The organism is Streptomyces radicis, from assembly GCF_003626575.1.
GTDB classification, from domain to species: Bacteria; Actinomycetota; Actinomycetes; order Streptomycetales; family Streptomycetaceae; genus Streptomyces; species Streptomyces radicis.
The window spans coordinates 47,739-60,812 of record NZ_RBDY01000039.1 but is presented as its reverse complement, the minus strand read 5'-3'; the positions used below and the strand labels follow the sequence as shown (position 1 = coordinate 60,812).

Sequence of the window (13,074 nt, the reverse complement as noted above, 5' to 3'; positions counted from 1 at the left end):
TCCCAGACAGCTAAATCGGCCGGGCCGACGGCGTCCGACGAACGATCTGGATCACAGCGTTGGGTCGTGGCCACAGCCCCAGCCTCCCATCACCCCATGATCAAGATCTAGCCCTGTAGTACTAGGGGATGGACTCCCCGGCCGCGGGGGCGGATCGCTGCTCGGGCACGGCCGGTGGGGCGGTGGCGGCGGGAAGTACCCCGGTGAGGTGGAGGTGCCGACGGGCGGCCTGGATGGCATCGGGCGTGTGGGCGTAGGTGGTGTGGCCGTCCGGGTGGAGGAGATCGAGCGCGCCGACGGAGGCCAGCGCCGTGTGCTGCCCCGGGCGGATGCCCGACGCGAGGACGACGATGCCGCGCCGCCGCAGCTTCTCCACGGCGTCCTTGAGGACGAGCGCGCCCGTGGCGTCGACGGTGGTGACGCGGGACATGCGCAGGATGACGACGCGCACGTCGGCGACCTCGGTGAGCTCGAGGAGAAAGCGGTGGGCGGCGGCGAAGAACAGCGGCCCGTCGATGCGGTAGGCCACGATGTGCTCGGCCAGCAGCCGGCGTTCCTCCTCGCTGTGCTCGCCTGGCAGATCCGCGTGGAAGGGGACCTGCTCGAGGCGGGCCTGGCGCGCCACCGCCCGCAGCGCGAGCGTTCCGGCGACGAGCAGGCCGATGAGGACGGCGTAGACCAGGTCGAGGACCAGGGTGGCCAGGGCGGTCAGGACCAGTACGGCCGCGTCGGCCCGGGTGGCCCTGGCCATCGCGCGCAGCGAGCCCACCTCGACCATGCGCACCGCCGTGGCGAGCAGCACCCCGGCCAACGCGGCGAGCGGGATCCGGGACACGAGGGAGGCGGCGGCGAAGACGATCACCGCGAGCACCGCGGCGTGGGCGAGGGCGGCAAGCCGCGAGGTGGCGCCCGAGCGGACGTTCACCGCGGTCCTGGCGATCGCCCCGGTCGCGGGTACCCCGCCGAACAGGGGGGCGGCGACGTTCGCCAGCCCCTGACCGAACAACTCCCGGTCGGGATCGTGTCGTTGTCCCACCGTCATGCCGTCGGCGACGGACGCGGACAGCAGGGACTCCAGACCGGCCAGCGCCGCGACCGCCACCGCGGGGGCGATCAGGGAGCCCACCTCGCCCGGGTCGAGGAAGCCGAGGCTGGGGGCGGGCAGCCCGGCGGGCAGGTCCCCGATCGCGGGGGCGCCCTCGAGCCCGAACGCCTGCGCGGCCAGCGTCGCGGCGGCCACGGCGAGGATCGAGAACGGAACGGCGGGCCGCCACCGGGCGCCGAGCAGCATGATCACGGCCACGCCCGCGGCGAGGCCGAGCGCGGTCCACTGGGGGGAGCGCGCCCACTCCTCCACCGCCCGCCACGCCACGACCAGGACCCTCTCGCCCTCGGGCTGCTCGACGCCCAGGGCGCCCGGCACCTGCTGAAGGCCGATCACGCACGCGATGCCGAGCGTGAACCCCTCCACGACGGGCGCGGGCACATAGCTCATGTAGCGTCCGGCGCGGGCGAACGCCAGGCCGATCAGCATCAACCCGGCCAGCAGGCCGACCGCGAGAACGGCCGCGGGTCCGTGCTCGGCCACGATCGGCACCAGCACCACGGTCATCGCGCCGGTCGGCCCGGACACCTGGAGGTTCGAGCCGCCGAACACGGCGGCCACCGCACCGGCCACCACCGCCGTCGCGAGGCCCGCCTCGGCCCCCAGCCCGGAGGAGACGCCGAAGCCCAGCGCGAGGGGCAGGGCGACGATGGCCACCGTCAGCCCGGCCAGCAGATCCCGCCGCCAGCCGCGCCGCACCGCGGCGACATCGGCGCGCGCGGGCAGCAGCGAGCGCACCGGGCCCCACGCCCGGCCCGAGAACGTGCTCACTCCGCGGCGGCCTCGGCTTCCCGCAACTCGGCCAGCAGCTCGCCGCGCCCGGCCAGCATCTCCGTCAGGATCCGCCGCGCGGCCCGCATCAGGTCCGCCACATCCCCACCGGCCAGGGCATAGACCACCGTCGCGCCCTCCCGCGTCGAGGTGACGATCCCGGACCGGCGCAACACCGCGAGCTGCTGCGAGAGGCTGGACGGCTCCACCTCGATCGCCGTGAGCAGCTCCCGCACCGGCTTCGGGCCGTCCTGCAACAGCTCGAGCACGCGGATGCGCACCGGATGCCCCAGCATCCTGAAGAACTCCGCTTTCGCCTGATACAGCGGAACCTGCACCCCGCCACACATCCCTTCGCCCACCGGCACATCGCCCTGCCACCGCCCGGGCCCGCCCCCCGCGGGCCCGGCTCTTACATAGATGATGATGTGCTGACTTGAAGAAATTTGCAATTCTGATTCTGTGCGGAGCGGTTCCGTGGGGTCATCGGCGCCGTGGCGTCCCTCGCCGGTCGTCATAAGCCCTCCGCGACCATCCAGTGCTCCACCAGCTGGCCGTCGCGGACGCGCACCATGTCCATCCCCGTGATCGCGAAGTCGCGGCCCGTGGGCGCCTGTCCGAAGAAGTCGCCGGTGTGGGCGCCGCGGACCGTGTAGCGGTTGGCGACCCAGTCGCCGCTCACGACGCTGCCCTCCGTGGTGATCTCCAGCCCTTCGACGCCCGAGCGCATCGCCTCCCACTTCCGCCGCCAGTCCTCACGCGTGACCCGCTCGCCCTGATCGAGCGACTCGACCGCTATGTACGCCAGCGCCGCGTCGAAGTCGCCGACGCGGCGCGCGCCGTTGATCGCCTCGACCACCTCGGCCGGCCCGAGTGGTTCGGTCATGGGGAACACCTCCGGAAACCATCAAGCGGGGATCATCCCCGTTTCCTCTCCGCTACTATAACGGGGATGGTCCCCGTTTGCCAAGGAGGTTCCACCGATGCCCGCCCCCCAGGCCCGCCGCCCCCGCGCGGACGCCGTGCGCAACCGCGAGCGGCTGCTCGCCGCCGCAGAGCGCGCGTTCAACGCCGAGGGGGCCGACACCTCGCTCGACGACATCGCCCACGCCGCCGACGTCGGGAACGCCACGCTGTACCGGCACTTCCCGACCCGTCAGGCGCTCATCGCGGCCGTGTACGCCGAGCGGATCGAGCACCTCTGCGCCTCGGCGGCGGACCTGAGGGCCGAGGAGCCGACCGGCGAGGCCCTGACGGCATGGCTGCGCCTGGTCATCGACCACACCACGCGGAATCGAGGTCTGCGCGACGCCTTCGTCGCCGCCTACCGGATCCGGCACGACGAGGAGACCCCCGAGGTGGCCGAGTGGCACCGCGCCACCCACGAGGCGGCCACGCCCCTCCTCCAGGACGCCCAGGCCGCCGGGCGCGTCCGCGTGGACGTGGACATCGACGAGCTGATCGGCCTCACCACGGCGATCGCCCAGACGGGAAACGGCGACCGCCCCTTCGCCGACCGCCTTCTCACCCTGGCCCTCGAAGGCGTCAGGGCGCGAACCGAAGAAGCCCCGGGATGAGCGCCGGAGCGGAGGTGACCGGGGCCCGGTCAGAGCCGCTGCTGCTCCACGCCGGGCATCGGCGGGGCTCACCGAGGGATCGGACTGGTAGCCGTCGATGGTGAAGCCGTGTCGATCTCCTTGGCGGCGGAGCTGTCCCGGGCCGTCTCGCACGCCTCGGCCAGCCTTCGCCACGACGACACCGCCGCCCCCAGCGGGGAGAAGCCCTGATCGAGCAGCTCCCGTCAAAGCTCCGGCATCAGACGGTCCCCGAGCTCCGGAACGCACTGCCGAGGTCGTACTCCGGCTCCGTCATGCCGGACGCGGCCAGCCGCAGTCCGTTGGCATGCTCGTTGAGCCGATCGGCCAGGTCGGACAGGGCATCGCCCCAGCCGGTGCCGCTCTCGCCGGGTGGCACGCTCAGATCTGCCGGGGCGACCGTCCCACCGCTCGCGGAGTCATGGCTGTTCAGCCGCGTTCGAGCCGTCTCCGCGACCGCTTCTGCCCGCACGGCCGCCCACTCCTCGTCCCACCCCAAGGCCCCGGCCCCCTCCCGCCGATCACGTGTCGGGCCATGTACGTCACCCTGCGTTCCGGCGGATACCAGGCGGGGCCCCGCCCGTTCAGTTCCCGCTGAGGCGGCGGCGGTGCAGGGCGTGGACCGCCTCGGCCAGGTCGGGGACCGGGCCCGAGACCGGGATGTTCGGGGCCACCTCCTGGATCGCCAGCGGGCGGACCGGGGACGGGGCGAGGGACAGCTCCGCCGACCACCCCACGAGTTGCTCGGTCGAGCTGGCGTAGACGATGCGGCCCAGGCCCACCCACGCGTGCGCCGCCGCGCACATCGCGCAGTGCTCGCCCGACGTGTAGACCGTCGCCGCGGCCCGCCGCTCCTGCGGCAGCTGGGCCGCGGCCCAGCGCGCCGCCTGGAACTCCGGGTGCCGCGTCTCGTCGGCGAGGCTCGTCTCCCGGTTCCGGTCCTCGAACAGCACCGCGCCGTCCCCGTCGACCAGCACCGAACCGAACGGCTGGTCCCCGGCGTCGAGCGCCTCCTCGGCCAGCTCCACGCAGCGCCGCAGATGCTTCAGATCGTCCTCCGTCACGGCGGGCCGCGCGGTGATCTCGTCGCTCACAGTGTCTCCTTGTCGCCGAACTCCCGAAGATGTGCCGCGATCGCCGCCAGCGAACGCCACGCCTCGTGCGGGCGTTCCGTCTCGCTCACGTCGCCCGAGAACGGGTCGAACACCACCGTCTCGACCCCCAGCAGCCGCAGTCGCTCGATGTCCCCCACCACCTGCTCCACCGTGCCCTCCCCGGCCAGCCGGTCGGGCCCCGTGACCGGCGCGTCCGTCAGCCGCAGGATGACGCGTGGCACCAACGGCGTTGCGCGCCCGCCCCGTTCGGCGGCCGCCTTGCTCAGCCGCGCCGCCGCCTCGTCGAGCCAGCCCGGCGTCGTCCGCAGCGGATGCCACGCGTCGCCCGCCCGCACCGCACGGCGCAGCGCGGCCTCGCTGTTGCCGCCCACCCACACGGGGATGTCCCCGGCCCGGTAGTCCGCCTCGTCCCGCCATGCCGCGCGGACCGTCTCCAGATACGCGTCGGTCAGCGCGCCCCGCCGCTCGAACGGCACCCCGAGCGCCGCGAACTCCTGCCGCGCCCAGCCCACCGCGACCCCGAGCACCAGGCGGCCCCCGCTGAGGTCGTTGAGGTTCGCCGCCATCCGCGCCGTGAGCAGCGGATGCCGGTAGGGCATGATCAGCACCGTGGTGCCGAGCCGCACCCGCCGCGTGATCCCCGCCAGCCACGCCAGCGTGGTGAACGGCTCGTAGAAGGGCGCCGGATAGTGCTCGGACACATCCGGGGTCACCGCGATGTGGTCGGAGACCATCAGCAGGTCGAAGCCGAGGCCCTCCACCGTCTGCGCCCAGTCCCGCAGCGTGCCGGGGTCGGTGCCGGGGCCGAAGTTCAACACGTTCACGCCGAATTGCATGCGCCCCAATCTAGGTCGGCACCCCGCGTGCCCTGAAGGGAGTTCTCCGGGTATCACGGCCGGTCCGCCGAGGAAATCCCGGTAGATTGGGCGCATGACCGTGGATCTCGATCCGACCGACTGGGCCATCCTCCGCGAGCTCCAGCGCGAGGGCCGGATCTCCCTGACCGAGCTGGGCCGCCGGGTGAGCCTGAGCGCGTCCGCCGCCACCGAACGCGTCCGCCGCCTGGAGTCCACCGGCGTGATCACCGGCTACCGCGCCGAGGTGGACCTGGAGAAGGCGGGGTTCGCCGTCCTCGCCGTGATCCGGCTCAAGTACCCGGGCAGCCGCCACGAGCCGCTGCACCGCCTCCTCGCCGAGCGCGGCGAGATCCTCGAGTGCCTGCGCACCACGGGCGACGACTGCTACACCCTCAAGGTGGCCGCCACCTCGATGCGGCACCTGGAGCAGGTCGCCGACGAGCTGAGTCGGTTCGGGGCGACGACCACCAACGTCGTCTACACCGAGACCCTGCCCTACCGCGGCCCCACCCGCACGGACTGAGCGCTCAGCGCGGCTCAACGCGGCTCAGCGCGGCTCGCCGCGGAAGCCGACCCTTCTCGGAACAGCGGCTGGCCCCCCGACCCGTTCGAACCCCCGGAAAGCCGAAGGCCCGCACACCGCCGAAGCGGCGCACGGGCCTGTGCGCGAGCCTGCCTCACCGTCAGATGAGGTAGAACTCCTCCCACGAGCCGTTGATCCAGTCGGAGCGCGCACGGAGCGCGTTCTGAAGGTTCCCGGTGAAGTTCTTCTCGGTCGAGACGACCAGGCCGTTCGCCACGGACTGGAAGGCGTAACGCCCCGTCACCTCGTGGTAGAGCAGGATGAACTGCTCCCAGCCGCCGTTCACCCCCTCGGAACGGGCCCTGAGCACCCCCTTCTCCGAGCCGGTGCGGTTGAGCTCGGCGGCGACGAACTTCTCGTTCGCCGTGGAACGGATCGACAGCGTCTCGTTCTCGTTCCAGTAGAGGTCGTACAGCTCCCAGCTGCCGTTGATGCCCTCGGAACGGGCCCTCAGCAGGCCTGTGTTGGGCTCGCGGAAGCTCTGCTCGGAGGCGACGAAGAGATCGTTGGTGACCGACTGGATGCCCCAGGGGAGCTCCTCCGGCTCGTCGGCCTCCGCCGAGAGCCTGGCCTCGCCCGCCCTGACCAGCAGTTCGTTCATCAGGGCGTCGTCGACGACCTGCCAGCCCTCGGGAGCGACCTCGGCCGGGGCCGGGGAGTCGTCCGCCGAGGCCGTCGTCGCGCCGAGCGCCGACACCGTCAACAGACCGGAGAGGGTGAGGATGAGAGCGCCTTTACGTCTCACGTGGTGTCCTTCGTTCGTCGGGTCGCGGGCAGGCGGCGCGGGAGGCCGGAACAGCCCGCGGGATGTGCGTGGATGCGGCGACGGCCCGTTCCCCCTTTCCGCCGCGGCCCCCAAGCCCACGGCGTACGCCGGTCCATGACCCGCCGAGGAAAGCGGCCCGTCGTGCGGGATCATGGCAACGCCCCACGGCGCACAGTGTAGATCGGGTGCGCGAATATGCGGCGTCCTTCACGTGAATTCACGTATGCCTCGCCCTTCCTCCGTATGCGTCCGTGGCCTCAGCTGACGGCCAGGCCCGCCTGCGCCGCGACGACACCGAGCGCCCCCGCGGCCAGCAGCGTGCCCACCACCCCCACGCGCCGGACCAGCAGCAGGACCCCCGAGAGCGCCAGAAGCCCCAGCTGCCAAGGGTGTTGGAGGGCAAGCGCGAGCGGCACGGCCGATCCGCAGATGGCCCCGACGACCGCGGGTCCCGCGCCGTCGAAGAACGCCTGCACCGCGGGCAGCCCCCGCACCCGCTCCAGCTGGTCCCCGCCGAGGATGATCATCACAAATGAAGGCCCGAACGCGACCGCCGCCGCCAGCAGCCCGCCCCAAAGGCCCGCCGCGGCATAGCCCACCACCGCCACCGTCTGCACCACGGGCCCCGGCGTGACCTGACCCAGCGCCACGGCGTTGAGGAACTCCCCGTTCGTCATCCAGCCGTGCGCCCCCACCGCGTCCGCCTGCATCAGCGGGATGATCACGAAGCCGCCGCCGTAGGAGAGCGCCCCGACCTTGTAGGCGACCCAGGTCAGCGCGGACAACGACGCCAGCACCGCGCTCACCGGCACCGCGGCGAGCAGGAGCCACAGCCGCCCGTTGCTCCCGGGCGCCACCCGCGCGCGCGAGCGCCGCACGCCCCGCACCGCCACCTCGACCAGACCCGCGGCGATGAGCACCAGCACGAGCCAGACCCCGAGGAGCACCGCCGCGAGCGTCCCCGCCGCCAGATAACCGGCCCACCGCGCCCGCGCCGCGCGCCCCTCCACGCGCCGGGCGCTGTCCGGCAGCATGTGCGCGCCGGTGTACACCGCCACCGCGGCCACCGCCGAACCCGCCCCCGCCGCCGCGCCGTTCACCCAGCGCGGCGGGTCGCCGGCCAGGAACAGCACGGCCAGCGCCAGGATCATCACCAGCCCCGGCAGGATGAAGCTCACCCCGCCGACCACCGCGCCCCACGCGCCGCGCAGCCACCACGCGTTCAGGATCGCCAGCTGTGTCGAGGCGGGGCCCGGCAGCAGGTTGGCCGCGGCCATCCCGTCCTCGAAGTCCCGCGCCGACACCCAGCCGCGCCGCTTCACACACAGGTCGCGCAGCAGCGATATGTGCACGGGCGGCCCGCCGAAGCCGACGACACCGATCCGCCCCCACTCCCGGGCGATGGTGAGCAGGGGGACGCGATCGGACATGGAGGGCTCCTGGGACGGGCGACAAAGCGCGCCGACCCTATCCGCGCCAGGTGAACGGCGCGTGCCGTGCGCCGGGCCACGCGCGCCGGGTTAGATCAGGGTGGCCACCATCAGCGCCTTGATGGTGTGCAGTCGGTTCTCCGCCTGGTCGAAGACGACCGAGTGCTCCGACTCGAACACCTCGTCCGTCACCTCGAGTGAGTCGAGGCCGTGCCGCGCGGTGATCTCCCGCCCCACCTCGGTCCCGAGGTCGTGGAACGCGGGCAGGCAGTGCAGGAACTTCACCTCGGGGTTCCCCGAGGCCCGCAGCACGTCGCCCGTCACCGCGTAGGGACGCAGCAGCGCGATCCGTTCGTCCCACGTGTCGAGGGGCTCGCCCAGCGAGACCCACACGTCCGTGGCCACGAAGTCCGCGCCGTGCACGCCCTCCGCCACGTCGGCGGTCAGCGTCAGCCGCGCCCCGGTGGCCGCCGCGAGGCGCCGCGCCTCGGCCTGGATCCCGGCGTCGGGCCACAGCGACTCGGGCGCCACGATCCGCACGTCCATCCCGAGCAGGGCGCCGGTGACGAGGTACGAGTTCCCCATGTTGTTCCTCGCGTCGCCGAGGTAGGCGAACGCGACCGCGTCCAGCGGCTTCTTGCAGTGCTCGGTCATCGTCAGCACGTCCGCGAGCATCTGCGTGGGGTGCCAGTCGTCGGTCAGCCCGTTGTAGACGGGCACCCCGGCGTGCGCCGCGAGCTCCTCGACGATCCGCTGCGCGCTGCCCCGGTACTGGATGGCGTCGAACATCCGGCCGAGCACCCGGGCCGTGTCCCTGGCCGACTCCTTGTAGCCGATGTGTGAGCTCGCCGGGTCGAGATAGGTGGTGGCCGCGCCCTGCTCGGCCGCGGCCACCTCGAAGGCGCAACGCGTCCGGGTCGAGCTCTTCTCGAAGATCAACGCGATGTGCTTGCCGGTCAGCGCCTTGCTCTCGGCCCCGAGCCGCCGCGCCGCCTTCAGCTCGGCGGCCAGGTCGAGGAGCGAGCGGAACTCACCGGGGGTGAGATCGAGCTCCTTGAGGAAGTGGCGGCCGGTGAGCTCTGTCGCCATGTCGACTCCGTAGCGTCGGAATTATATGCGGCAGCCTACATGTCTATGCAGAGTCCCGGTAGAGGGGTCCCGAAGCCCTCCGCTCACACCGGGTCGCGCTCCACCGGGCAGCTCATGCAACGCGGCCCGCCCCGGCCCCGGCCCAGCTCGCTGCCCGGTACCTCGATCACCTCGAAGCCCTGCTCGCGCAGATGGGTGTTGGCCGTCACGGTCCGCTCGTAGGCCAGCACCACGCCCGGCTCGACGGCCAACACGTTGCACCCGTCGTCCCACTGCTCGCGCTCCGCCGCGTGCACGTCCTGGACGGGGGTCAGCACCCGGATCCGGTCGAGGCCGAGCGCCGCCGCGATGGCCCGGTGCATGTGCTCGGGCGCGTGGTCGGTGACCTTCAGCTCGTCGCCCGAGCCGGGCTCGATGGTGTACGAGCGCAGCATCCCGAGCCCCGCGTACTGCGTGAACGTCTCGCCGTCGACCATGGTCAGCACCGTGTCCAGGTGCATGAACGCCCGCCGCTTCGGCAGGTCCACGGCCACGATCACCCGCGCCGAGCCCGCCTCGAACAGGCGCCGCGCCAGCAGCTCGACGGCCTGCGGCGTGGTCCGCTCGCTCAGGCCGACCAGCACCGCGCCGTTCCCGATGACCAGCACGTCGCCGCCCTCGATCGTCGACGGGTGGGCGCCCTGCCCGTCCGACCAGATCCGCGCGGAGCCCGCGAACAGCGGGTGGTGCTTGTACACGGCCTCGAAGTGCACGCTCTCCCGCTGCCGCGCGGGCCACCGCATCGCGTTGATCGCCACCCCGTCGTACACCCAGGCGGACGTGTCGCGCGCGAAGAGGTGGTTGGGCAGCGGGTGCAGCAGGAAGTCGTCCTGGCCCATCACATGGAAGCGCACCGAGACCGGCTCGTCGTGCGCGGCCAGGTACTCGCGCTTGGTCATCCCGCCGATCAGCGCCTCGGCCAGCTCGCCTGACGGCAGCCCGTCGAACGCCGCCCGCAGCCGGTCGGTCGCCAGCGGCCCGTACTCCCGCTCGTCGAAGACCCGGTCGAGGACCAGCGCCCGCGCCGTCGGCAGCTCGAGCGTCTGCGCCAGCAGCTCCCCGAACAGGTGCACCTCGACGCCGCGGTCCCGCAGCACGCCCGCGAACACGTCGTGCTCCTGCTGTGCCCGCCGGACCCACAGCACATCGTCGAACAGCAACTCGTCCTTGTTGGTCGGGGTGAGCCGCTTGAGCTCGAGACCGGGGCGATGGAGGATCACTCGCCGTAGCCGCCCGGTCTCCGAATCGACATGAAAGGTCATGCCCCCATTCTGCGCCGCCGGGTCCCGGCCCTCCTCCCCACCCGTCCACACCGGGGAACGCGCCGTGCGGCCGTCGCCACCCAGGGGCCGTGGTCGAGCGGCGCGCTCGCCGTCTCCGCTCTCCTCTCCCTCTTCTCGCCGCCCTCGGCGCCCGCCGACGAGCACGGCACGACGCCCGGGCCCCGACAGACGCGCACGGTCATCTCGGCGGTGGGCAGCCCGCCCCGCACCCCCTCCGGCGCCCCGAACAGCTTGGCCGCTGTCCCGCCGTCCCGGCACACCAGCGCAGCCAGGGGTCCACCGCGAACCTGCTCATCACCTCGAGGGCCGCCGCGGCGTCCCCAGGGCGAGCGGGCGGCCGTCCGTGCCGCCCGGCGCTTCGGTGGCCAGCGGCCTGACCGGCTCGTACCGCACCCGCTCCGCCGGGGTGTCGACGATCTCCCGCTCGGGCCGGCGCAGCGCGGTCAGCGCCCCGCCGAAGACACAACCGGTGTCCAGGCACAGGGTGTTGTTCAGCCAGGAGGCGCGCGGCACCGGGGTGCGGCCGTACACCACGGCCGCCGCGCCCCGGTAATCCACCGCCCAGGGGTAGCGCACCGGCTGCCCGAACTCGTCGGTCTCGCCCGTCGGCTCGCCGTACAGCGCGTGCGAACGCACCCGGCACGGAGTCCGCCTCCACCGTCCACCCCAGCGGCTCGAACAGCCGCCGCACCACCTCGGCCCCGCCCCGCGCGGGCAGCGCGGGCACCTCGACCGTCAACGGCAGCGCATGTCCCGGCAGCTCGGGCCGCGCCGCGCACCGGCTCCGCATCGCCGTCCTCAACACCTGGCCCAGCGCCACCGCGAGCAGCGAAGACGCGGCACAGGGCCGGTCGTTGACGTACTGCGCGAGCGTCGCGTCGGGCGCGGCACCGCGCGCCGGACCTCGATTCCGTATGAGCGCGACCGGATCGACGTCGAGCAGCGGCGCCGCGGTGCAGCGCTCGACTTCGGCCACGGGGTAGAACCCCTGGGCAGCGCCCGCCGCGGTGGAGAACTCCTGCGCCCTGTCCGGGTGCTTGTGCAGCAGAAAGCCGAGGTCAGTGGCGGGGCGGGCGGCATCGCCCGCCGCGGATATCGTCAGGAACACCCGCCTCGGTATGGTCGCGCACCACTCTGTTCGGTGACTGATTTTGTGGGCAAGATGCCTGTCATGACCAAGGCGAGCGAAGAGGCTCAACTCCCCAAGGCACGGTGGCGTCTGATCGGCCCCGGACTCGTGGTCGCCGCGACGGGGGTCGGCGCGGGCGACCTGGTGGCCACCGCCGTGGCGGGCGAGCGCTATGGCTACACGCTGGTGTGGGCCGCCGTGCTGGGCTGTCTGATCAAGATATCCATGGCCGAGGCGACCGGCCGCTGGCATCTGGCCACCGGTAGCACCATCTTCGACGGCTGGCGCTCGCTGGGCCGCTGGACGATGGTCTACTTCGCGATCTATGTGGCGGTGTGGGGCTTCGTCTACGGCGCGACGGCCATGTCCGCCAGCGCCATGCCGCTGGTCGCGCTCTGGCCCGAGGGCCCCTCGCTGCGCACCTGGGGCATCATCTCCGGCCTGCTCGGCCTGGTCTGCGTCTGGTTCAACAGATACGCGGTCGTCGAGAAGCTGATGATGGGCTTCGTCGGCGTGATGTTCGTCGTGGTGGTCGGCATCGCCATCCGCGTCGGCCCCGACACGGCGGCCCTGGGCGCCGGTCTGCTGCCGGTGCTTCCGGACGGATCCGTGCTCTACACCCTCGGCCTGATCGGCGGCGTCGGGGGCACGATCACCCTGGCCGCCTATGGCTACTGGGTCACCGCCAAGGGCTGGACCGGCCCGCGGTGGATACCCATGATGCGCCTCGACAACCGCGTCGCCTACGCCACCACAGGTCTGTTCGTCGTGGCGATGCTGGTGATCGGCGCCGAGCTGCTCAACGCCGCCGACATCGCCCTCGCCAGCGGCGACCGGGGCCTGCTCGACGTGGGCGAGGTCCTGGAGGACCGCTTCGGCACGGCCACCGCCAACCTCTTCCTCATCGGCTTCTTCGCCGCCTCCTTCAGCTCGGTGATCGGCGTCTGGCACGGCGTCAGTCTGCTCTTCACCGACTTCGTGGGCCATGTCCGCCCCGATCGGGCCGTGGCCCCCGAGGAGCGGGAGACCTCCCGGCCGTTCCGCGCGTACCTGCTGTGGCTGACCTTCCCGCCCATGGGCCTCCTGTGGCTCGACCAGCCGATCGGCCTGGTCCTGACCTACGGCGTCATCGGGGCGTTCTTCATGCCCTTCCTCGCCCTCACCCTCTTCTGGCTCCTCAACACCGGCCGCGTCACCAAGGAGTGGCGCAACGGACCGATCAGCAACGTGATGCTGCTGGCGTCGGGAATCCTCTTCCTCATCCTGTGCGTGGAACAGATCCGCGACCTGCCCTGGTGACCCGCTGCTCCGC

General features: G+C 72.4%; 13 protein-coding genes and 2 pseudogenes. 3 read left to right on the top strand and 12 right to left on the bottom strand.

What is annotated here, in order from left to right; all coding sequences use genetic code 11:
* Positions 1-121 precede the first annotated feature (121 nt).
* The 3 genes from D7318_RS29510 to D7318_RS29500 form a co-directional block, all read right to left on the bottom strand.
* Positions 122-1,876, bottom strand: a complete 1,755-nt coding sequence (locus D7318_RS29510) for a SulP family inorganic anion transporter (RefSeq protein ID WP_120700304.1) — start codon at positions 1,874-1,876, stop codon at positions 122-124.
* Positions 1,873-2,214, bottom strand: a complete 342-nt coding sequence (locus tag D7318_RS29505; RefSeq protein ID WP_120700303.1) for an ArsR/SmtB family transcription factor — start codon at positions 2,212-2,214, stop codon at positions 1,873-1,875. Before D7318_RS29505 ends, D7318_RS29510 begins: the two co-directional genes overlap by 4 nt.
* A gap of 176 nt (positions 2,215-2,390) precedes the next feature.
* Positions 2,391-2,762: an ester cyclase gene (locus D7318_RS29500; protein ID WP_147437874.1), complete on the bottom strand. Its 372-nt coding sequence runs from the start codon at positions 2,760-2,762 to the stop codon at positions 2,391-2,393.
* 97 nt (positions 2,763-2,859) lie between these two features.
* Between D7318_RS29500 and D7318_RS29495 the strand changes: the two genes are divergently transcribed.
* Positions 2,860-3,453, top strand: a complete 594-nt coding sequence (locus D7318_RS29495) for a TetR/AcrR family transcriptional regulator (protein ID WP_120700301.1) — start codon at positions 2,860-2,862, stop codon at positions 3,451-3,453.
* A 238-nt stretch (positions 3,454-3,691) separates the two neighbouring features.
* Here D7318_RS29495 and D7318_RS29490 read toward each other — a convergent pair whose 3' ends face one another.
* The 3 genes from D7318_RS29490 to D7318_RS29480 all read right to left on the bottom strand — a co-directional run bounded on the left by D7318_RS29490 (position 3,692) and on the right by D7318_RS29480 (position 5,422).
* On the bottom strand, positions 3,692-3,943 hold the full coding sequence (locus D7318_RS29490) for a hypothetical protein (protein ID WP_147437872.1): 252 nt from the start codon (positions 3,941-3,943) through the stop codon (positions 3,692-3,694).
* A gap of 112 nt (positions 3,944-4,055) precedes the next feature.
* Positions 4,056-4,565: a nucleoside deaminase gene (locus D7318_RS29485; RefSeq protein WP_230424217.1), complete on the bottom strand. Its 510-nt coding sequence runs from the start codon at positions 4,563-4,565 to the stop codon at positions 4,056-4,058.
* Positions 4,562-5,422 (bottom strand): LLM class flavin-dependent oxidoreductase, encoded by an 861-nt coding sequence (locus D7318_RS29480; protein ID WP_120700299.1) that lies wholly within the window; start codon positions 5,420-5,422, stop codon positions 4,562-4,564. The genes D7318_RS29485 and D7318_RS29480 overlap by 4 nt, the downstream gene beginning before the upstream one ends.
* 94 nt (positions 5,423-5,516) lie before the next feature.
* Between D7318_RS29480 and D7318_RS29475 the strand changes: the two genes are divergently transcribed.
* The gene (locus tag D7318_RS29475) at positions 5,517-5,966 is read left to right on the top strand and encodes an Lrp/AsnC family transcriptional regulator (RefSeq protein WP_120700298.1); all 450 of its coding nucleotides are present in this window, start codon (positions 5,517-5,519) and stop codon (positions 5,964-5,966) included.
* A gap of 160 nt (positions 5,967-6,126) precedes the next feature.
* Here D7318_RS29475 and D7318_RS29470 read toward each other — a convergent pair whose 3' ends face one another.
* The 6 genes and pseudogenes from D7318_RS29470 to D7318_RS34350 form a co-directional block, all read right to left on the bottom strand.
* The gene (locus tag D7318_RS29470) at positions 6,127-6,771 is read right to left on the bottom strand and encodes a fascin domain-containing protein (protein WP_120700297.1); all 645 of its coding nucleotides are present in this window, start codon (positions 6,769-6,771) and stop codon (positions 6,127-6,129) included.
* 278 nt (positions 6,772-7,049) lie between these two features.
* Complete coding sequence (chrA, locus tag D7318_RS29465) at positions 7,050-8,222, bottom strand: chromate efflux transporter (RefSeq protein WP_120700296.1); 1,173 nt, start codon at positions 8,220-8,222, stop codon at positions 7,050-7,052.
* Positions 8,223-8,312: 90 nt separating this feature from the next.
* Positions 8,313-9,311 (bottom strand): ornithine carbamoyltransferase, encoded by a 999-nt coding sequence (argF, locus tag D7318_RS29460; RefSeq protein WP_120700295.1) that lies wholly within the window; start codon positions 9,309-9,311, stop codon positions 8,313-8,315.
* Between the two features lie 83 nt (positions 9,312-9,394).
* Positions 9,395-10,612, bottom strand: a complete 1,218-nt coding sequence (locus D7318_RS29455) for an arginine deiminase (RefSeq protein ID WP_120700294.1) — start codon at positions 10,610-10,612, stop codon at positions 9,395-9,397.
* 286 nt (positions 10,613-10,898) lie between these two features.
* Positions 10,899-11,284: pseudogene (locus D7318_RS34355) on the bottom strand (polynucleotide kinase-phosphatase); the annotation flags it as partial.
* A pseudogene (locus D7318_RS34350) lies at positions 11,271-11,741 on the bottom strand (3' terminal RNA ribose 2'-O-methyltransferase Hen1); the annotation flags it as partial. The pseudogenes D7318_RS34355 and D7318_RS34350, both read right to left, overlap by 14 nt.
* 63 nt (positions 11,742-11,804) lie before the next feature.
* Here D7318_RS34350 and D7318_RS29445 point away from each other — a divergent pair.
* Positions 11,805-13,061, top strand: a complete 1,257-nt coding sequence (locus tag D7318_RS29445; protein WP_230424216.1) for an Nramp family divalent metal transporter — start codon at positions 11,805-11,807, stop codon at positions 13,059-13,061.
* Positions 13,062-13,074 lie beyond the last annotated feature (13 nt).